This window comes from Aeromonas sp. s8 (assembly GCF_040907785.1).
Lineage (GTDB): Bacteria > Pseudomonadota > Gammaproteobacteria > Enterobacterales > Aeromonadaceae > Aeromonas > Aeromonas veronii.
This window is the reverse complement of sequence record NZ_JBFOCL010000013.1, coordinates 21,342-41,475: the sequence shown is the minus strand read 5'-3', so window position 1 is coordinate 41,475 and position 20,134 is coordinate 21,342. Positions and strand designations below refer to the sequence as shown.

Genomic DNA, 20,134 nt, shown 5'->3' with positions numbered 1-20,134 from the left:
ACAAAAATGATCTCGGTTAGTGAGCTCGGACATTTAAGCTGGAAACTGAAAGACCCTGCATCGCAGGGTCTTTCTATTTGCGCGGTGCATGAATTGCGCAACAGCCGGGCGTTGATTGAGCAATATCAGTGACGTGACCCGCTTCTATGGTCCGCTCACCGTCGGATCTTTATCGCGATCATAACGATAGAGGCAAAATGCGAGCGGGCACGCTTGACGCACCTGCGCCAGTTGCGACAGACTGCCGCCGCATCATCGGCGATAACGCGAAATGTAGTGAACGTGCCGCCCCTTGCCACCCTCAGTATCGGGCCTCTCCCGCGCGGTCCGCTGGCTTGAACGATGGATCCTGCCCCCGCTCAAGCGTCCGCGCTTTCCCGTTTATCCGGCCACTGCCCAAGGAATTGTGACTTATGACTACCTCGATAAACCAGGACGATATCAACAAGGCCCTCTGGTCTGCCTGTGATACCTTCCGGGGCACCATCAGTGCCGATACCTATAAAGACTTCGTGCTCACCATGCTGTTCCTGAAATACATCTCGGATGTCTGGCAGGATCACTACGATGGCTACCAGGCCGAATATGGCGATGAGCCGGAGCTCATTGAAGAGATGCTGAAAAACGAGCGTTTCGTGCTGCCCAAACAGGCCAGCTTCTACAGCCTGTTCGAGCGTCGTCACGAGCCGGGCAACGGCGAGCGGATCGATCAGGCGCTGCACGCCATCGAAGAGGCCAATGGCACCAAGCTCAAAGACGCGGGCAAGAGCGTGTTTCAGGACATCAGCTTCAACACCGACCGCCTCGGCGAAGAGAAGCAGAAGAACACCATACTGCGCCATCTGATGGAAGACTTTGCCAAGGATGAGCTCAACCTCAAACCGAGTCGGGTCGGCACCCTGGATGTGATCGGCAACGCCTACGAGTATCTCATCAAGAACTTCGCCGCCAGCGGTGGCCAGAAGGCGGGGGAGTTCTATACCCCGCCGGAAGTCTCCGATCTGATGGCCGAGCTGCTGGAGCCGATACCGGGCGACACCATCTGCGATCCGGCCTGTGGCTCGGGGTCGCTGTTGATGAAGTGCGGCCGCAAGGTGGTGGCAAACCATGGTGAGAAGCACTACGCCCTCTACGGGCAGGAGGCCATTGGCTCTACCTGGTCGCTGGCCAAGATGAACATGTTCCTGCACGGGGAAGACAACCACAAGATTGAGTGGGGCGATACCATCCGCAACCCCAAGCTGCTGGATAAAAATGGCGATCTGCTGCGCTTCGATATCGTGACCGCCAACCCGCCATTTTCGCTGGATAAATGGGGTTATGAGGAGGCGGGGAACGATAAGTTCGGTCGCTTCAAGCGTGGGCTGCCGCCCAAAACCAAGGGGGATTTCGCCTTTATCCTCCATATGATTGAGACCCTCAAACCCAAGAGTGGGCGCATGGGGGTAGTGGTGCCTCACGGCGTACTGTTCCGTGGGTCGAGCGAGGGGAAAATTCGCCAGCAGTTGATCGATGAAAACCTGCTCGATGCGGTGATCGGCCTGCCGGAGAAGCTCTTCTACGGCACCGGCATCCCCGCCGCCATCCTGATCTTTAAAAAGCAGAAGGTGGATGACAATGTGCTGTTTATCGATGCCAGCCGCGAGTTCAAGGCGGGTAAAAACCAGAACCTGTTAAGCGCGGACAATATCGCCAAGATTGTCGCTACCTATCGCAACGGCGGCAATGTCGATAAATACGCCTACCTTGCCTCGCTCAAAGAGATCAAGGAGAACGACTACAACCTCAATATCCCCCGCTATGTGGATACCTTCGAAGAAGAGGAGGAGATCGATCTGCTGGCGGTACGTGCCGAGCGCGAACAACTGAAAACCCAACTGGCCGAGCTGGAAATCGAGATGGCTAACTATCTGAAGGAGCTCGGTTATGGTGCCTAATGGGTGGAAAAAAACACATCTCAAATGTGTTATTAGTGGCGCCATCAAAAACGGTTATTCGCCACTCCCAGCTTCAACTACTACGGGTTATTGGGTATTAAGCCTTGGTGCATTGACAGACCATGGAATCAATCCTTTAGAAATAAAGCCTGTGGTAGTTGATGAGAAGGTAAAACAAGCTTTACTTTCTGATGGTGATTTTTTGATTAGTCGTTCTAATACCCCAGACAAAGTAGGGCGCTCGATTAGATTCAAAAATGAAGTTCAAAACTGCTCTTACCCTGATCTTATGATGAGATTTTGTGTAGATACCAAAAAAGCAGATCCCAATTTTATTGAAATAAAATTAAAGTCAACAGAGGTAAGGCAGTATTATAAAAGCTGTGCCGCAGGCAGTAGTAGCTCAATGGTGAAAATAAATAAAGCGGTTGTTGAAAATACTCCGCTTCTGCTTCCATCATTTCCTGAACAAAAGAAGATCGCCCAAGTCCTCTCCACTTGGGATAGGGCAATCAGCACTACCGAGCAACTGCTGGCCAATAGTCAGCAGCAGAAAAGGCATTGATGCATCAACTGCTCACCGGCCAAAAACGCTTGCTGGATAACAATGGAGTGAGATTTAGTGGGGAGTGGAAACAAGTAAAACTATCAAAAATATTTGAAAGAGTGACAACAAAAAATAATGGGAAAAGTTCCAATGTTGTCACCATATCTGGGCAACATGGCTTGATCCGCCAAGAGGATTTCTTTAAAAAATCAGTCGCATCTGACATCCTTGATGGTTACTTCTTGCTAATGAAAGGGCAGTTTGCATACAACAAGAGCTATTCAAATGGTTATCCGATGGGGGCGATTAAGCGTCTCAATCGCTACGCCGATGGTGTTGTGACCACTTTGTATATCTGCTTTGAAATATCTGAGTCAACCAAGGCAAATGGTGATTTTTGGGAGCACTATTTTGAATCTGGATTACTAAATAAGGGGCTCTCACAAATTGCACATGAGGGTGGCCGAGCTCATGGCCTACTTAATGTAAAACCAACAGATTTTTTCTCACTGAAAGTACCTTTGCCATCATTAGATGAACAACAAAAAATCGCAGCAGTGCTGACCGTTGCTGATCGGGAAATAACCATCTTGCAACAAAAACTCGCAGCCCTAAAGCAAGAGAAACAGGCGCTAATGCAACAACTGCTAACCGGCAAACGGCGGGTCAAGGTGGAGGTGGCCGCATGAAAAAAGTGACCCTTCACCCCATGAGCGAAGCCGATGTTGAGTGGCTGGAGCAACGGCTGATGGATTATGGCAACGACGATTCGATGCTGAGTCTGTCGGCACTCGACGGCTTTCTGACCGCCGTGCTCTCCGGCCCCGAGCTGGTATCTCCGAGCCAGTGGTGGCCGGTAATCTGGGGCGGTATACCCCCCGAGTGGTCATCCGAGCGGGAGATGAAACGGGCGCTGGACCTTATCATCGGCCATATGAATATTCTGGCCCACACCCTCTGTTATCAGCCCGAGCACTTTATCCCTGTGTTGATGGTCAATCTTTTCGAAGAACAAGAGATCTGCAACGCCGAAGAGTGGTGCTTTGGCTATCTGCGTGGCATGGCGCTGGGGAACTGGCCAGCCTTGCCAGAGGCGTTTGACCGCTCCCTTGAGGTGATCCGCCTGCATGGCAGCGATGACCAATTGCCACTGCTTGCCAGCCTGTCGCTGCCGGAACATCAGCAGAGCGTGGCCGAAGTGGGGCCTGCCGCGTTGAAATTGCACGCCCATTTTCTGGCCCAACGGGGGCCAAACAGTGCGCCTGTCGCGGTGCCATCGGTGAAACCGGCCAAGGCCCCTGCCAAGGTCGGGCGCAACGAGCCATGTCCCTGTGGCAGCGGCAAGAAGTACAAGCAGTGCTGTTTGCACTGATCAGACGCTCGGCCCATGCCCGTCCCCTCAGTGAGGGTGACGGCCAGGCGAATGGCGAGCATTGGTTGCATCGCATCACCATAAAAATTAAATAAGATAAACAGCTAGTTAGGGATAAACATGAAATTACAACAACGGATGGAACGGCTGGTCAACGCGGTATGTGAAGGGATGTTTGAGCGGGAGGAGGTGATCTCGGTGGCGCTGCTGGGTGCCTTGTGTGGTCAGAATACCTTTCTTTACGGCCCACCCGGCACGGCCAAAAGCCTGATCTCCCGTCGCATCGCCTGTGCCTTTGCCAATCCGGCCTACTTCGAGTACCTGATGAACCGGTTCAGTACCCCCGAGGAGGTCTTTGGCCCGATCTCGATCAAGGCTCTCAAAGAGGATCGGTATGTTCGTAAAACCGAGCATTATCTGCCCCAGGCCGATTTTGCATTTCTGGACGAGATATGGAAATCGAGCCCGGCGATCCTCAATACCCTGCTGACACTTATCAATGAGCACACGTTTCGTAACGGCGAACAGATCGAGCAGGCCCCACTGAAAGCCTTGGTTGCTGCGTCGAATGAAACACCCGATGCCAATCAGGGGCTGGATGCGCTGTATGATCGCTTCATCATCCGCCTGATGGTTGGGCCCATTGAGCAGTCTGATAATTTTGAACGATTGCTGGCGTGCAAACCGACCGAGGCTGCCATCAGGGTTGATGACTCGCTTATTGTTAAGGCCGATGAGTGGGCTAAATGGAGAGAGCAACTGCATGAGGTGAGTTTGTCACCGGAAACCCTGACCATTATTCGCCTGATCCGCAGTGAACTCGCCACCAAATATGACAAACTGAAGGTCTATGTTTCCGACCGCCGCTGGCAGCGGGCGACCCAACTGCTCAAGGCCGCGGCCCTCTTTAATGGCCGCAGCGAAACCAATCACAGTGATGCCTTGCTATTGCGGCACTGCTTGTGGACCCATGAAGATAACCGTGTTGCCGTTAACGATATCGTTGAGCAAGCGGTTAAAAATAGCGGTTTTGATAGCGGTATTAATCTGGCAGAGATCGATCTCAAAAAAACGTTGCTGGATAAAGAGATTCACATTGAGCTTTTTTGTTCAGATGATATTTACGATGTTGTCTCATTGAGTCGTTCTGTTAAAAGTGAAAAATATTTCAAAGTTAAGAATGAATTAAATAGATATGCCGGTTCACCAGCGTATATATACTTTTCAACAAAACGTATGTACAAGTCGGGGGAATTTCATCCACTTGACGAGGCGGGCAATGAAATTGACGAACTGAATTGCGAGTTTGATAAGCAAGGAACATGTAAAGTATCTTATTCTCACCGTGTTTACAGTAGTGGTTCATTTGAATTCAAACCCAAAGTATTGTTTCATAAGGGCGATAAAAAACCGGATATCAATCAACGTCTGGTTGATTCCCTCTCATCTTCAGTGACAGAGGTCAGAGCGCAGCTGACTGCCATATTGGACAAGGTGGAGACCTTGCAGCAGGGATATGAACAGCGTCTTGCATCCATATTTGTCCCGGTAGAAAAAGTAGCCATTGCGCTCGATGGGATTACGGAGCAGATAAGCCAGCTCAAGCTGCGTATCAAGGATTGCGAACGGCTGGAAGCCTTATGCAAATAAGTCAGGTGGAGAGTGCGTCGCTTCTCGCTCACAGAGAACTCCGCGACAGCTATGGTGGATTGCTGGCTCACTCCAGCTCGCTGACCAGCCAGGTCACGCAGAACATAGAGGAGTGGAAGAGAGATACTGAGGCAGCGTTGACCAACGAGTGTCCATTCGCCGGGCATGCCCACAAGCTGAACCATTGGCGAAGAGAGAGTGCGCTTGGCGATATATCCAAAACCTCTTTTCAAGGGGCGGTGAAGGATTATCTCGCGCTCTGTAAAGCCAGCCAGCACCCGGCGGATCCGCCATTTTGGCAAAAGCAGGTTGCCGATAGTTTCGGTCAGGATGCGGAGCCGCCGAGTGCGGATAAGGCCGTCAGTTGCCAACTGCTGGCTACTGAATGGCAAAAGGTGCTGGATAAAGCCAGCAATAGTTGGGAGCTGGCCAGGATCGAGCAGCTGCGTCACCAGTTAATGGAACGATTGGAGAGCATGCTCAAGCTGTTGCAGCAGTTGCAACCTTTGCTTGAAGCGTTGGGGCTGGATCCGGGGCGGCTGGTTGATCTCTCCAGTGGCCAGCTCTCTGCCCAAGATCTGGCCCAGTTCCAAAAGTGGGCAAGCTATCTGGCAAACGACAAGGGGCTGCATGCGTTATGCGACTTGCTCGGCAAGATCCGGCAGATTGAACTCTCCGAAAAGATTGAGCGGGTGAAGGTCAACCACGTTCTGGATCTCTGTCTGCCCGATATCAACTCCCGAGAGGAGATAGTGGGTATTCGGTTGGGGCGAGATCTGGAGCATGTATTACCCAGCGAGAAAGCCCTGTTGGCTGATGACGAGACCGCATTGCTGTTTGATTTGAAGTTCGTCGAGTCACGACTGATGAGCTTTGATATGGCTGGTATACAGACTAAACATCAGCATGTTGAAAGGGAAGAGGAGAGGCCGGTCAACGAAGAGGAGAAGCGCGGCCCCATGATCCTCTGCGTTGATACCAGTAGCTCGATGAGCGGTGCGCCCGAGACGATCGCCAAAGCCATGACGCTATTTCTGGCAACCAAAGCGAGAGAGGAGCAACGTCCCTGTTACCTGATTAACTTCTCTACGGGTATCAAGACGTTGGAGTTGAGTGGAGAATGGGGCCTTGCGTCGATAATCGACTTTCTGAAAATGTCGTTTCATGGCGGTACTGATGCGACACCGGCCCTTGGCCATGCGTTGAAAACCATGGACGCAGAGACCTACCAAAAGGCTGACCTGTTGATGATTTCTGACTTCATCATGGCGGATCTGCCACCGGCGACCCTGGCAAATATCGAGCAACAGCGTGGTAAGGGTAACCGCTTTTACTCTCTGGTGGTCGGCTCTGCCTATATGGTTCAGCGGCTAAAGAGCCTCTTTGATCATGAGTGGGTGTATAACCCGACGACGAGTACCATTCATGAGTTGATCGGCTTTCAGCAAAAAATTGATAACCAGTTTGAGGCACCCCCGTTATGAAGGCCTTGCCGAAATTTCAGGAAGAGTACAGCGCCAAGATCCCCGCCCTGACCCTGGTGACCCAGCTGGGCTGGACTTTCCTCTCCCCCGAACAGGCGCTTATCGCAAGGGATAACAAGGCCGATCAGGTGGTGCTGCGCCAACAGCTACGCAGCGTGCTGGCCGAGCGCACCTTTGTGTTTGCGGGCAAAACCTATCCGCTTTCCCCTAAGTCAGTGGACAATCTGGTGAGCGAGCTGTGTAGTCCAGCCCTGAATGAAGGGTTGCAGGCGGCCAACGAGCGGCTCTATAACCACCTTCTCTATGGCATGTCGGTGACCGAATTTGTCGATGGCAAGAAGGTGAGCCCCACCATCCCCCTGATTGACTGGCACAATCCGCACAATAACCGCTTTACCTTTACCGAAGAGTTTCGGGTCACCCGCGCAGGGGGCATCGAGTCGCGTCGCCCGGATATCGTCTGCTTCGTCAATGGCTTGCCCTTGGTGATGATCGAGGCCAAGCGCCCGGATGGCAACGCCAAAAAAGGGCCGACCATCAAGGAGGGGATCTCCCAGAGCCTGCGCAACCAGCGCCCGGACGAGATCCCGCTGCTGTTTGCCTACAGCCAGTTGCTGCTCTCCATCAACGGTATCGAGGGACGATATGGCACCTGCGGTACGCCGGAGAAGTTCTGGGCCGCTTGGCGTGAGGAGGACATCGGTGATGGCGAGATGACGGCCATCAAGAACCAGCCGCTCTCATCTGAACAACGCTCTGCCCTGTTTAGCCACCGTTCCGCCGCCGATCTGGGCTGGTATCAGTCTCTGGTTGCGGCGGGCGAGCTGGCCGTCAGCGATCAGGATCGGCTGCTCATCAGCCTGCTCTCGCCGGAGCGGTTGCTGGAGATGACCCGGCTGTTCACCCTGTTTGACAAGAAGGCGGGCAAGATAGTCGCCCGCTACCAGCAGGTGTTTGGCATCAAGCGGTTAATCGAGCGTATCAACCAGAAACGTCCAGATGGCGGGAGAGAAGGTGGGGTGATCTGGCACACTACTGGTTCGGGCAAGTCGTTCACCATGGTGTTCCTCAGCAAGGCGCTGATCCTGCACGATAGTTTGAAACAGTGTCGCCTGTTGGTGGTGACCGACCGGGTGGATCTGGAGAGCCAGCTCAGCAAGACCTTTGCCTCCAGCGGTGAACTCGCGGGCAAGAAAGATAAAGAAGCGGCCATGGCTACCTCGGGCAAGCGGCTGGCCGAGCAGATCGGTAAGGGCAGCGAGCGGATCATCTTCTCGCTTATTCAGAAGTTCAACTCAGCCACCAAGTTGCCGGAGTGCATCAACAAGAGCCCGGATCTCATCGTGCTGATCGATGAGGGCCACCGCAGCCAGGGGGGCGAGAACCATATTCGCATGAAGCAGGCGCTGCCCAACGCCGCCTTTGTCGCCTTTACCGGCACACCGCTGCTCAAGGATGACAAGACCACCAACAAGTTTGGCCCCATCGTCCATGCCTACACCATGCAGCGGGCGGTCGAGGACAAGACGGTGACGCCACTGCTCTATGAGGAGCGCATCCCCGATCTGGAGGTCAACGAGCGGGCCATCGATAGTTGGTTTGAGCGCATTACCCAGGGGTTAAACGAACAGCAGCAGGCCGATCTGAAACGCAAATTTGCCCGCAAGGGCGAAATCTACAGCGCGGAGGACCGCATCAAGCTGATTGCGTTCGATATCGCCAGTCACTTTTCAAACCACATCATCGAGGGGCTCAAGGGACAGCTGGCCTGTGACAGCAAGGCCTCGGCGGTGCTCTATAAAAAATACCTCGACGAGGCGGGATTGTTCGAGTCGGCGGTGGTGATGAGCCCGCCAGACAGCCGTGAAGGCAACACCGAGGTGGATGAATCGACCACACCGCTGGTTACCCAGTGGTGGAAGGACAATGTCGGCACTCAGGATGAGCAGGTGTATTCCAAGGCGCTTATCGAGCGTTTTGCCGATGAGAATGATCCCCTCAAGTTGCTGGTCGTGGTGGACAAGTTGCTGACCGGCTTCGATGAACCAAAGAACACAGTGCTCTATATCGACAAGCCACTCAAAGAGCACAACCTGATCCAGGCCATTGCACGGGTCAACCGGCTGCACCCGAAGAAGAAATTTGGTCTGCTTATCGACTATCGCGGCATCTTATCCGAGCTGGATACCACCATCGGCAAGTATCAGGATCTCGCTTCCCGCACCCAAGGCGGCTATGACGTTGACGATCTCAAAGGCCTCTACAACCAGATGGGCACCGAGTACAAGCGCTTGCCGCAGCTCTACCAGACCCTGTGGAACATCTTCGCCGGGGTGAAGAACAAGCAGGATATCGAGCAACTGCGCCAAGTGCTGGTGCCCAAGATGGAGGAACTGGACGGCGAACTGGTGGATGTGCACCTCAAGGTGCGAGAAGACTTCTACGAGGCGCTCACGGCGTTTGCCAGTTGCCTGAAAGTGGCGTTGCAATCGGCCTCTTTCTTCGAGGACAGCGCCTTTAGCGAGGCGGATCGCCGTCACTACAAGGAGACGGTGAAACAGCTCTCCAGCCTGCGTCAACTGGTGCAACAGGATGCAGGTGAGAAGGTGGACTACGACGAATATGCCGAGCAGGTGAAGAAGCTGCTGGATAAGCATGTGGTCGGGGTAGAGGTTAAAGAGCCTGGTGGCGTCTATGAAGTCGGCAAGATGGGTCAGCAGCAGCCAGAAGAGTGGAACGAGAACAAGACCCGCAACGAGACCGACATCATCAAAACGCGGGTCACCCGTATGATTGAGCAGGAGCTGCGTGACGACCCTTATGCGCAGGAGGCCTTCTCCACGCTGTTGCGCCAGGCCATCCTTGATGCGGAGAAGCTGTTCGAGCACCCACTCAAGCAGTACATGCTGTTTCGGGAGTTCGAAGAGCAGGTACAGGAGCGCCGCCTGAGTGACATTCCTGATGCCTTTGCTGGGCATCGCCACGCTCAGGCCTACTTTGGCGTGTTCAAGAAGGTACTGCCGGAGGTGTTCGCCATTACCGACAGCCAGGTACAGGACAAATGGATAAAGCTGGCCTTCGAGATCGATATGGTCGTGGATGCATCGGTGGCCGAGCACTCCATCAACCCGCAGAACATCGAGGCGGGTATTCGCAAGCAGTTGCTGCCGCGTATGTTCCAGGAGTGCAAAAACATCGGCAGTGGTATGGAGCAGGCCAAGAAGATCGTCGAGATGGTGGTGCAGATCACCCGAGTCGGCTTGAGCGGAGTCTGATCAGATGAATGTGCCTATTCGGGTCAAGGGCGATGCTCAGCCCCAGGCTCCAGCTCCATCCTTTAGCTTTCGCTACGGCGATGAGCGGATCGCCTTCGAGCGGGTGCAACGGAGACAGGCTAGCGGCAAGATGCTTATCAAGGTGCATCCCGATTGCCGCGTCGTGGTCTCGGCCCCGCGTGAGGCGACTGATGATGCGGTTCTCGCAGCGGTCAAGCAGCGCGGACGCTGGATCTACCAGCAGTTACGCGACTTTCGCCAGCAGTTGGAGCACGTCACCCCACGCCAGTACATCAGTGGGGAAAGTCATTATTACCTCGGCAAGCAGTACCTGCTCAAGGTGATAGCGGCACCTGATGCTGTGCAGGGGGTCAAAATGCTGCGTGGCAAGTTGGAGGTGTCGGTCAGGAGCCTAGTCACTGATAGCGCAAAGAGAGCCGAGAAAGTCCAGGCACTGCTCGCTGACTGGTACAAGGCTCGTGCCAGGGAGGTGTTTGCCAGACGGCTCAATGCCATGCTCGAGCAGGCCATCTGGGTCACCGAGCGTCCGCCACTGCGCATCCTGACCATGCAGACCCAGTGGGGCAGTTGTTCCCCCAATGGCCGGATCACTCTCAACCCGCATTTGGTCAAAGCGTCCCGCGAGTGTATCGATTACGTGATCCTGCACGAGCTCTGCCATATTGCCGAGCACAACCACAGCGAGCACTTTTACCGGCTGATGGGTCAGGTGATGCCCGGTTGGGAAAAGACCAAAGCGAAGCTGGATGGCATGGCTAACCGCTTGTTGACGTGAGTTATCAGCTCGTCAGTCACCCACAGCCCGGCAGGCCACCCTTGCCGGGCTGAATTTTTTGGTGTGGATGCATTGATTGCTCTTCGCATGGAGCCTTTTGTAGCCAAAAACGGGCATTTTTTCTGAGCGGAATCATCAATCGCTTCAGAATAATGTTCTATATCCGTCACCCTCTTATGTCAAAAAAGGAATAAAAAACATTTACTTATTATTTATGAAAATAAATATTCGTGATTATGTATGCTTATGTGATTTTTTATAACTATATGTTTTTTTAAGATAAAAAATGAAATTTTGTTGAGTGTGGCATTTTTGCCATGATAGCGTCGATAGTTATTATTTATAAAAATAAATAAGTAAAAACAACGCCTTACGTGCATTATTGCGATTGACGACCCCCTGCCCAGTTACTAGGTTGTATGCAGGTCAGGTAGGAGTAGTCATGCAGCAAAAAACGGTTCAGCAGCCCATCGTCACCGATGCGGAGATCGCAAAAACAGCACGGTACAACCGAGACATCAAAGCTTCGGGGTATCGCCCCTGGGTCACGGTGCGGCAGTCCCATACCTATGGTCAGGGGCAGATTGTGTATAGTCACAAAACGAGACGTGAGCATCATCTGCTGAGTCGTGGCGAGAGGGCACCATTTTTCTATTTCGAACGCGATCCAACTGTTATCGACATTCTCGAACAGTATCCGTTACCACTGCATCAAACTCTAGAAATTGCTGCCTCTCTGAACGTTGTCCATCCAGGTAATTATAAAGAACGAGGTAATCATGGTGGCCGCATCCCAGCCAAAACTATGACTCAGGATTTTGTCATTATTCGGCAAACGGAGGCAGGGATGCATATATTGAGTCCATATAGCTTCAAATATTCTGATGCGCTGGATCCAGAAATAACATCCCCCCGTGTTGTTAATCGTACATTGGCAAAAGAGCGAATCGCCCTTGAGTATTGGCGTACTCAAAATATTGATCATGTGTTGATAACAGAGAAGAGTTTTGACGCCACCATTATTTACAATTTAGAGTTTCTACGAGAATGTTTTGATGAGGTTGAACTGATTCAGGTTTCGGCAGAATTTTATGCCAATGTTATTGTTCGGTTTAGGCACCACATGATAGCAACCCCTTTATCCACGCTGCTGATGTTAATTCATCAGGTAGCCTATGAACTTAATATTGATAAATTTCAGGTGCAGTGTTTGTTCCAGCACGCGGTTTATACCGGTCGTTTGAATATCGATTTGACACAACGAATCGAGTTATACCGTCCTCTGCCAGTAATACGGAGGTCTAATGCGGGTTAACCAAAAGATCGTGTCTGATACCAAAAATAGTTCCGAGTTGCTGATCATTGATATCTGCTGGGATACAATGCGGCTAGCTGTAACTGAATTGCTACTCGTTTCACCGAAACGGCCATTTACCTTGTCGCTTGACGAAGTTGAAAATGATATTTCTCAAGGGCGTAGGCATATAGCAGATCATGATTTTCCAAAAATCATCTATGAAGCAGATAATAACTTAAATCCAAACTGGATAAAAAAACGTGATGAAGGACTTGCTACGCTTGAACCCCTAATAAACGATCATGAACTGAGGCATCGTTATCTATATGGTGACTCAAGCGGGATTTTGAAACTACTCATTGATCGTTCAGGAAAAAGTAAAAAGTATGTCACTAGTCAATTGAATCGCTACTTCCGATGTGGTGGCATTCCAAATGCGCTATTACCTAATTACTTCGCATGTGGCAAAAATCACCAGTTGCCTACTACATACCTGGAGCTGGAAAAGGGGAAGGTTTGTCTTGCATCAAAACGAGGGCGCGAAACGCTTTATGGTAAATCTTACCGTGGCATTACCCAACAAGACATTAAAAATATAGTATTCTTCTCCAAGAAAATCCGCTCGGGGACAGAAGTCCAGCTTTCTCGGTTGTATTTGGATTTTTGTATGGAGTATGCTTCGACAGAGTTGCGCCCGATGGGAGCCCCGGATGAGGATATTGCTGAACCGTTCAAAATTTTACTACCCAGAAATTATCTTATTTCTCCCAAATCATTCAAGCGCCAGCTTACTAAATATGTTGATCAGTTGACGTTTTTGAAAAAGCGGGTAGGTAGTATAAATTATGATCGAGATTACGCCGGCAAGCCCGGGCTCGCGAGAGCGGGGCTCCGAGGACCGGCATCGCGCTACGAAATTGATAGTACTATTGCAGATATATATATTCGATATTCCTACAGCAAAGATGAACTAGTCAGTATAGGACGACCTGTAATCTATAGTGTTGTTGATAGTTTCAGTGGAATGATTGTGGGAATTCATGTTGGTTTTGATAGTCCTTGTTGGCACGGTGCCAGTCAGGCATTATTTAATGCTATGAGTAATAAGGTCGAATTTTGTAGACAGTATGGCTATGAAATAGCTGAGTCTGATTGGCCATGCCAGGAGGTTTGTCGTGAATTAACGTTAGACCGAGGTTCAGAGAATACTGATAGCAATATAGCTTCCCTCCTTCGCGGTCAAATTGGTATTACTGTAGGCAATTTTAATGCATATCATCGTGGTGATATGAAAGGCACGGTTGAGAAGAGTTTTGATATTATTCAGTCTCTAGCGATCCCCTTTGATTCTGGCAAGGTTGTAAAATCTCCAAAAAAAGAAGACCAACATGCATCCCGTAATTCTTTGTATACCTATGAACAGTTTATGGTTCGACTGATAAAATGTATCATATTTACCAACAATAACAGGGAACGAGTCCTATCTCATAATTTTGAGATGTCGCGAGATGGTGTGGTTTTTACATCTCGTGGTGTTTGGGATTGGGGGATGGAGCAGGCAATCTTGAAACCACGAGTTTCAACAAATCGCCTACGATACGCATTGTTGCCGGAAGCAGAGGCAACAGTTAGGTCTCAGGGAGTGTTCTTCAAAGGTTTATATTATAATTGTAATGAAATTGTACGTAGGGGCTATCTTGATCGAGCAAAAAATATTGGTCGTTTCAAAATAAAGGTTCGATATACCGATATCAGCACTAATCATATCTGGTATGGAGATGACGAAAGTGGAGAGCTCCTCCAACTGGATTTGACTGATCGTAGCGAAGCCTATAAAAATCAAATTTGGGCCAATGTCATGCGCCGCCAAGCGATTGTCAAAGAACAACTGGCTATTCTAGATGAAAGCAGATTTGATGCACGTGCATTATTGGAAATGGATTTAAAACAATGTGATGATGCGATTAGAGCAGAAAGTCGCCATCTTAAAAAATCCAATGCTAAAGGCATTCAGCCAGGGATGAAAACCCTCAAGCATATTGAGGCTGTACAGCAGCGACATAATGAAATGCAAGCCATTTATGCCGATCTGTCTGGGGTCGACAACCGGGATCAAATCCATCGGCCCAAATCGCTGCAATCTAAACAAAATTTGAATGATCCGACAGTAATATCCTTTCAGGAAGACGAACAATGAGCCAGCCAAATTATTATATGCATCCTAATCGACAGTATCGAGACAACCCATTAATTGAGGCGCTGGGTCAGCCATTAACAATGCAGCAGTTTTATGCACTCAGCGAGTTGCCTTTTATTAACAATGTTGATTTGACTGGTGTTGATGCATCACTTCATGGTTATTATATCCGAACCCAGATCGATCAATTGAATGATGTTTATGCCGTTCAAGACGAGGCATATCGTTTATATGATGTCATGCGACGCATGATTGAAGCGGGGTATGATAAACGCAATCCTCTGCGAACAGATATACGGCGGATACTGACGGCTATCGATAGAGACAAGACAAATCCCAATCAGGTTGCATATTTATCAAGCTTGGAACTCTATTCTGTATTGCAGAGTTATTTGTTGATTGGACTGAGTGGTCGTGGTAAATCATTTATGGTAAGGCGTATTCTGAAACTATTTGATCAAGTTATTGAACATTTCAATTATACCGACCACAAGGGGCGGGAGCATACGCTGGATCAATCTCAGGTAACGTATCTGTATGTAGAAATTCACGAGCGTCGTGGTCAAAAAGCGCTGCTGTTGAATATGTTGGAGGTGCTGGATGAGGTGACCGGACAAGCATATGCATATGAACACCGTAATAGGTCTGTTAATGAGTTAATTACCATAGTACGCAAGCTCCTTATCGGTCATAGTGTTGGGTTGGTAGTCGTTGATGAGGCCCAAAATCTAGCCAAATCCTCCCGTAATGAAGTTTTAAGTATCAATGAAAAAACGTCGATAAAATTTGTCGAGGAATTGTTCAACAGAGTCGGTGTGCCGATCATGCTGGTAGGAACATTTGCAACGCTAGCATTATTTGAGAGGGAAACAACTATCGGTCGGCGAGTGACCAAAAATGGATCTATGTTGTTGGCGAGTTGCGATTCTAATAGCTCATTTTGGAAACGGTTTATCCGCCTGCTATGCCAGACTCAATTACTAAAAAATCAGTCAACATCGGTAGATACATTGTGTAGGCATATTCATTATCTGAGTGCGGGCATTCCGGCAATTGCCAGTAGCCTGGTTAGGGCCACGCTCGCCTATCTCACGTTCCTGGAGCCTCAGGATCAAGATCTTTCTATAGCCTCGCTGGACTTAGTTTTTAATCGTGAATTTAGAGTATTGACCCCGGCGTTAACTGCACTGAGAAGAGGTGATTACCACAAATTTGAGGATTTTGAGCCGATGCTGATGCTGGAGTCGGTGGCGAGCCATTCTGATGTCATGACACAGATAACTCCGCCTCCAGCCATGAACCTGGTTCAAGGAGAGGTAGAGCTGAGCGACAAACCCGTATCATCGCAGATTGAGGTACAGAAACGCAAAAAACTGGATCAGTTATCGCCGTCAGTATTGTTAGGACAACTCGGCTACAACCTAGATAAGGTTAAGCCGAAATGATTCTCCATCGTTTAGAGCTGCTGCCGGGTGAACATCTGGGAGCCGTGGCTGGTCGAATGCATGTGCTGAGCATCTATGGGACGTTCACCGCTACAGTAAAAGCGTTGGGTCTAGGTAGCCCACCGATTCGCCCCCAACGATTGTCTCATGCCGATGACATAGCCCTCGATGCCATTTTTCGGGCGAAGGGGGTAGCTCAGCCCTGGCAGACACATGGCTACGGCCATTATCTAACCCCGTTTTTGAGTCTGCCTGAGCAGGATATGTTGACGGCTGCGTGCGCGGGCCACACGCAGCTCCGGTTGAGGGTGACCGGTCAGAACAATCTACAGCACCGATACTGGCGTTGGTGTACAGACTGTATCGCCGAGGATTATGAGCTCCATGGTATGCCCTACTACCACCGAGATCATCAACTGCCAGGAGTGTTCCATTGTCATCGGCATCAACGCGGTTTGTCTGGTCACTGCGCAGGCTGTGGTTTTTCTGCCAAATTGTTGTCGGAACAACTGATCCCACCCTACGATAGCCTCTGCCCCCATTGTGGACACTGGATGGGGGGATACGATGGTCATTTTACCGAGCGGATGCACGAGATCGAGTTGGCATCGCTGGCATTGGCCCAGTCCGCGAGTGCTCTCACCCTACGCTCGCTGACCCAGTTGGTGAGTGAGTCTATGGGAATATCGGGTAAGCCGATGCGCACGGTCGAGAGTATCCGGTCAATCAATGCGTGGTTTAGGGAGATGGATGTTCAAAGCGATCCCATGGCACTTACTGCGTATTTCACCAATACAGGGGGGCCAGGTCAGGTATGGCAATTACCCCCACAGCTGCGCAATGCACGGGGCTACCATGAGCAGTCAGCCCGAGATCCGTTGCACCCGCTGGTCCACCTGCTGCTGTTACAACATGCAGGCATCGATCTGGTGGGGCTCCTGAGGTCTGAGGGTTAACCCCGTGTTGGGTTCGGTGCTCCCGGCGTACATACCTGGTGAGTCGGTCTACAGTTGGGTCACTCAGTATTTTGTTCATTCCGCATACAGTGATAGAAACCATTTTTGTAACCGGTTATTCCACCATCCTGCCATTCGTCTGCACCCCTTATTACCTGGGCATATTGAGGCAGCAGCTCAGGCTGCGGGCGTAGATCCGCAATATCTGCTGCACCATGGCACGGGTTTCCCATTGTTCTCCCTGACGCTGAACAATAAGCACCAAGTCCACGCCCTGGCTGCCGCCATGCTGGGTGAGGGGAGGGGAATAATGGCCCTGTCAGGACAAGCCGCCAGCAAACTCGCCTTTGGTGTAGTTTGCCTGAAATGGTGTCCTAGTTGCCTGCTGGAGGATGAACAGACGTTTGGGGCCGGATATTGGCATACAGAGCATCAACTGTATGGAGTGACCGCCTGTATCAGGCATACGCTGCGTTTGCAAACCCTGGCGGCCAGCGCGGGAGGTATCGATCGGCGACTGCTCTTGCCCGATCCCGCCATGCGCTATGAGCAATCGTTGCCGTCCGAGCAAGAAATCTACCTTTCTTCATTTATCACCGAGCTGCATCGGTATCTGTGCGTCCAGTCGCCAGTGGCATCACCAGCTGAGTATTATCGGCGATGGCTGGGACAGCAGGGCTATTTGACAGCCCAAGGTCATCTCCGCAGCCAGGCCCTGTTGAAGGCTCTGAGTGCGTTCTGGCAGAGCCTATTTACCGGCTCTGCCCCCATGGTGCCAGTGGGCCTGGCCAGTTATCAGTACATCTCGGCTCTGGTTCACGGAAATCGTAACCACCACTACCTAAAACACGCGGTATTGATGGCGTTTGTGAGCCGCAGCCCAGCAGAATTCTTTTCCATCGAGGAGCCACAGGTGATGCCGGTGCCTGCCTCTTCTCCGAGTGACAGGCAAGCCGCCGAGCAAGCGGTGTTAAGGCTGCTGGCGGAACAGACCCCCATGCGGCAGATCGCCCGCCAGACTGGATACAGTGTCGGCTATATCAAACAACTCGCCCTGAGACACAATCAACCGGTTGATCACCGTGCCAAGCGCATTACAGCTGAAGTTGAGCGGGGAATATGGCGTCAGGCGTTCATGGGGGGAGCACGGCAGCAGATCGCGTACAGTCATGGCGTTTCTGTCGGGGCGGTCGAAGCCATTATTCAGAGCCACCAGGGGCTGTCTGACTGGCGACGGCATTTGAGAAGGGTTAACCGTCTACGTGAGCACCGTGTAACGGTGGCTGCATATTTGGCACAGCATGCCGATGTCAGTCGAGGCTGTGTCGAACAGGTGTGTCGAACCGCATTTACTTGGCTCTATAAACATGATCGTGCCTGGTTGTATCAACAGTTACCTGCCGCCAAGCGAGCAGTTCACCATCCCAGTGTGGATTGGGAAGAACGGGATAGGAAACTGGCTGAGCAACTGGGGCTGCTGGCCGAGCAGGCAAGCTCTCTATCTGCATTGGAACGGGCAGTCGATAGGCCAGACTGCCTGAGGAAATACAAAACACGTCTACCGCTCAGTTACGCATTGGCTGTGCGGCTGGTTGCGGCGTATGCCGCTCAACATCCTATGCCCTGATGCTCGCCGTCGATACCTATACAGGTTCTGATATCAGGCATCACAACGAGGAGTATTGCCATGAAGGTCGAAGCCATCGTTCCTACCACACAGGTCGTCGATATTTTGTGCGATGTCTGTGGTGCTAGTACTACTAAATCGCTCGGTACGCAGGAATTCGGCACGCTGGAAGCTTGCTGGGGTTATGGTTCGCAGCACGATGGTGAACGATATCAGGTACACCTATGTGAAGGCTGCTTTTTTGGGGTGCTGGCCAACCTGAGACAGGAGCATCGGTTGATGAATATGTTTTCGGATGATTATCAACCCGCAGACCCTGATCAATTTGGGAAAATTGAAGGCAATCGAGAGCTTATCTAACCACGATTTGAATGGTTGTGTTGATCGGCTCATCAAATGAGTCGATTGGTCGAGGGGATCGGCTCATCAAATGAGCCGATTGGTCGAGGTGATCGGCTCATCAAGTGAGTCGATTGGTCGAGGTGATCGGCTCATCAATTGAGCCGATTGGTCGAGGTGATCGGCTCATCAAATGAGCCGATTGGTCGGGGTGATCGGCTCACCAAATGAGCCTATTGTTGGTGCTTTATGGTCACGTATGAACTGTTAATCAACAGGGGATGCCATGCCTAATCCGGCCGACAAGATCGATAACTGCCTGCGCTCCCATAGGCGTAGTAATCACATCGGCCGGTTTTTCACCACCTAATCCCCACGCAGAGCGGGTGAGCCATCTCATCGTTTTAGCAGTATCTCCCCGGTGTAGGGATATGGCTGCGTCCACTGCTAAGGCTGCCCAGTAAACGCGATCTCCCTGAGCTGTCGATAAGCGATTGCCCCGTTTGATTTGGCGATTCAGTGTGTCTCGGCTAATGCCAATCATCTGGCAAATTGTTCGGGTATTAGACCCCAATAGCTTGCTCAGTTTGACGACGATCTCAGGAGATACACCAGACACTATGTGCTGATGGGCGGCTAGCCAGTTACGTGGTAGACCGAGCGACTCCAGAACAGATAGATTGCTGGTTGGGGGAGATTGCTCTACATGAGTCATTATGAGTCTGCGCCTCCGTATGGGGGGGGTTGATGGCAGCCCAATGCGAATCATCACTCAGGAGTTCATTGGGTCATCATCTAGTTTGGGGCATTTCGCAAGTCGTTGGCTAAAAAATTGACATTATAATTTAATTCAATGTAATCAATGCGTTAAGTGCATTCATTCCAATTAGATTCGTCATCGCTCAACACAAGCGCGCACCGATTGGTTGATGGTCTCCATATGACAATTATCGTTCGCTCACTCTGTTCCCTGCCTGGCTACTATTAATCAACCTATTCGCGGCTCTACAAATATTCAATCCTCCAGAGCTGCCATGGCCTCTCGTGAGAATCAAAGGTTTGGCTTCAGGCCTAAATTGCATGAAAAGTGTGGTCGATTTGCGAAACGAGGCCGGTAATTAAACATAATGGGGTCACTTTGAATAAGTTTTTTCGGGGGATAGCTATCGAGCCTTCTTCACTGGACCCAATTGCATGATTTCGATTAAAAAA

The 20,134-nt window shown here is 50.9% G+C and carries 15 protein-coding genes; 14 read left to right on the top strand and 1 reads right to left on the bottom strand.

The window, feature by feature from the left end; translation table 11 throughout:
* Positions 1 to 413 precede the first annotated feature (413 nt).
* From AB5Y86_RS03550 to AB5Y86_RS03485, 14 genes are all read left to right on the top strand, one after another.
* Positions 414 to 1,937, top strand: coding sequence for a type I restriction-modification system subunit M (locus tag AB5Y86_RS03550; protein WP_368192161.1), 1,524 nt, complete (start codon positions 414 to 416; stop codon positions 1,935 to 1,937).
* On the top strand, positions 1,927 to 2,502 hold the full coding sequence (locus tag AB5Y86_RS03545; RefSeq protein ID WP_368192160.1) for a restriction endonuclease subunit S: 576 nt from the start codon (positions 1,927 to 1,929) through the stop codon (positions 2,500 to 2,502). The genes AB5Y86_RS03550 and AB5Y86_RS03545 overlap by 11 nt, the downstream gene beginning before the upstream one ends.
* Positions 2,502 to 3,173 carry a restriction endonuclease subunit S gene (locus AB5Y86_RS03540; RefSeq protein WP_368192159.1) on the top strand — a complete coding sequence of 224 codons (672 nt, stop codon included), beginning with the start codon at positions 2,502 to 2,504 and terminating at the stop codon, positions 3,171 to 3,173. Before AB5Y86_RS03545 ends, AB5Y86_RS03540 begins: the two co-directional genes overlap by 1 nt.
* Positions 3,170 to 3,856, top strand: a complete 687-nt coding sequence (locus tag AB5Y86_RS03535; protein WP_368192158.1) for a UPF0149 family protein — start codon at positions 3,170 to 3,172, stop codon at positions 3,854 to 3,856. Before AB5Y86_RS03540 ends, AB5Y86_RS03535 begins: the two co-directional genes overlap by 4 nt.
* 120 nt (positions 3,857 to 3,976) lie before the next feature.
* A complete protein-coding gene (locus AB5Y86_RS03530) occupies positions 3,977 to 5,506 on the top strand; it encodes an AAA family ATPase (RefSeq protein ID WP_331378304.1) in 1,530 nt (509 codons plus the stop codon).
* Positions 5,497 to 6,990, top strand: coding sequence for a VWA domain-containing protein (locus tag AB5Y86_RS03525; protein ID WP_331378305.1), 1,494 nt, complete (start codon positions 5,497 to 5,499; stop codon positions 6,988 to 6,990). Before AB5Y86_RS03530 ends, AB5Y86_RS03525 begins: the two co-directional genes overlap by 10 nt.
* Entirely contained in the window at positions 6,987 to 10,265 is a 3,279-nt protein-coding gene (locus AB5Y86_RS03520; RefSeq protein ID WP_368192157.1) for a type I restriction endonuclease subunit R, read from the top strand. Before AB5Y86_RS03525 ends, AB5Y86_RS03520 begins: the two co-directional genes overlap by 4 nt.
* Positions 10,266 to 10,269: 4 nt before the next feature.
* On the top strand, positions 10,270 to 11,061 hold the full coding sequence (locus AB5Y86_RS03515; protein ID WP_279486912.1) for a SprT family zinc-dependent metalloprotease: 792 nt from the start codon (positions 10,270 to 10,272) through the stop codon (positions 11,059 to 11,061).
* A 442-nt stretch (positions 11,062 to 11,503) separates the two neighbouring features.
* Positions 11,504 to 12,376: a TnsA endonuclease N-terminal domain-containing protein gene (locus tag AB5Y86_RS03510; RefSeq protein ID WP_368192156.1), complete on the top strand. Its 873-nt coding sequence runs from the start codon at positions 11,504 to 11,506 to the stop codon at positions 12,374 to 12,376.
* A gap of 10 nt (positions 12,377 to 12,386) precedes the next feature.
* Complete coding sequence (locus AB5Y86_RS03505) at positions 12,387 to 14,555, top strand: transposase (RefSeq protein WP_368192155.1); 2,169 nt, start codon at positions 12,387 to 12,389, stop codon at positions 14,553 to 14,555.
* On the top strand, positions 14,552 to 16,000 hold the full coding sequence (locus AB5Y86_RS03500; protein ID WP_368192154.1) for an ATP-binding protein: 1,449 nt from the start codon (positions 14,552 to 14,554) through the stop codon (positions 15,998 to 16,000). The genes AB5Y86_RS03505 and AB5Y86_RS03500 overlap by 4 nt, the downstream gene beginning before the upstream one ends.
* Positions 15,997 to 16,956 (top strand): TniQ family protein, encoded by a 960-nt coding sequence (locus AB5Y86_RS03495; RefSeq protein WP_335856136.1) that lies wholly within the window; start codon positions 15,997 to 15,999, stop codon positions 16,954 to 16,956. The genes AB5Y86_RS03500 and AB5Y86_RS03495 overlap by 4 nt, the downstream gene beginning before the upstream one ends.
* 4 nt (positions 16,957 to 16,960) lie before the next feature.
* Positions 16,961 to 18,583 carry a TnsD family Tn7-like transposition protein gene (locus AB5Y86_RS03490; protein ID WP_368192153.1) on the top strand — a complete coding sequence of 541 codons (1,623 nt, stop codon included), beginning with the start codon at positions 16,961 to 16,963 and terminating at the stop codon, positions 18,581 to 18,583.
* Positions 18,584 to 18,643: 60 nt separating this feature from the next.
* A complete protein-coding gene (locus AB5Y86_RS03485) occupies positions 18,644 to 18,943 on the top strand; it encodes a hypothetical protein (protein WP_368192152.1) in 300 nt (99 codons plus the stop codon).
* Positions 18,944 to 19,193: 250 nt separating this feature from the next.
* Here AB5Y86_RS03485 and AB5Y86_RS03480 read toward each other — a convergent pair whose 3' ends face one another.
* Entirely contained in the window at positions 19,194 to 19,637 is a 444-nt protein-coding gene (locus AB5Y86_RS03480; RefSeq protein WP_080630556.1) for an antitoxin Xre/MbcA/ParS toxin-binding domain-containing protein, read from the bottom strand.
* Between the last annotated feature and the right edge of the window lie 497 nt (positions 19,638 to 20,134).

Coding starts and splice junctions, on each gene's coding strand:
- AB5Y86_RS03530 (WP_331378304.1), top strand. CDS start 3,977: ATGAAATTACAACAACGGATGGAACGGCTGGTCAACGCGGTATGTGAA.
- AB5Y86_RS03525 (WP_331378305.1), top strand. CDS start 5,497: ATGCAAATAAGTCAGGTGGAGAGTGCGTCGCTTCTCGCTCACAGAGAA.
- AB5Y86_RS03510 (WP_368192156.1), top strand. CDS start 11,504: ATGCAGCAAAAAACGGTTCAGCAGCCCATCGTCACCGATGCGGAGATC.
- AB5Y86_RS03545 (WP_368192160.1), top strand. CDS start 1,927: ATGGTGCCTAATGGGTGGAAAAAAACACATCTCAAATGTGTTATTAGT.
- AB5Y86_RS03480 (WP_080630556.1), bottom strand. CDS start 19,637: ATGACTCATGTAGAGCAATCTCCCCCAACCAGCAATCTATCTGTTCTG.
- AB5Y86_RS03535 (WP_368192158.1), top strand. CDS start 3,170: ATGAAAAAAGTGACCCTTCACCCCATGAGCGAAGCCGATGTTGAGTGG.
- AB5Y86_RS03540 (WP_368192159.1), top strand. CDS start 2,502: ATGCATCAACTGCTCACCGGCCAAAAACGCTTGCTGGATAACAATGGA.
- AB5Y86_RS03515 (WP_279486912.1), top strand. CDS start 10,270: ATGAATGTGCCTATTCGGGTCAAGGGCGATGCTCAGCCCCAGGCTCCA.
- AB5Y86_RS03550 (WP_368192161.1), top strand. CDS start 414: ATGACTACCTCGATAAACCAGGACGATATCAACAAGGCCCTCTGGTCT.
- AB5Y86_RS03520 (WP_368192157.1), top strand. CDS start 6,987: ATGAAGGCCTTGCCGAAATTTCAGGAAGAGTACAGCGCCAAGATCCCC.
- AB5Y86_RS03500 (WP_368192154.1), top strand. CDS start 14,552: ATGAGCCAGCCAAATTATTATATGCATCCTAATCGACAGTATCGAGAC.
- AB5Y86_RS03485 (WP_368192152.1), top strand. CDS start 18,644: ATGAAGGTCGAAGCCATCGTTCCTACCACACAGGTCGTCGATATTTTG.
- AB5Y86_RS03495 (WP_335856136.1), top strand. CDS start 15,997: ATGATTCTCCATCGTTTAGAGCTGCTGCCGGGTGAACATCTGGGAGCC.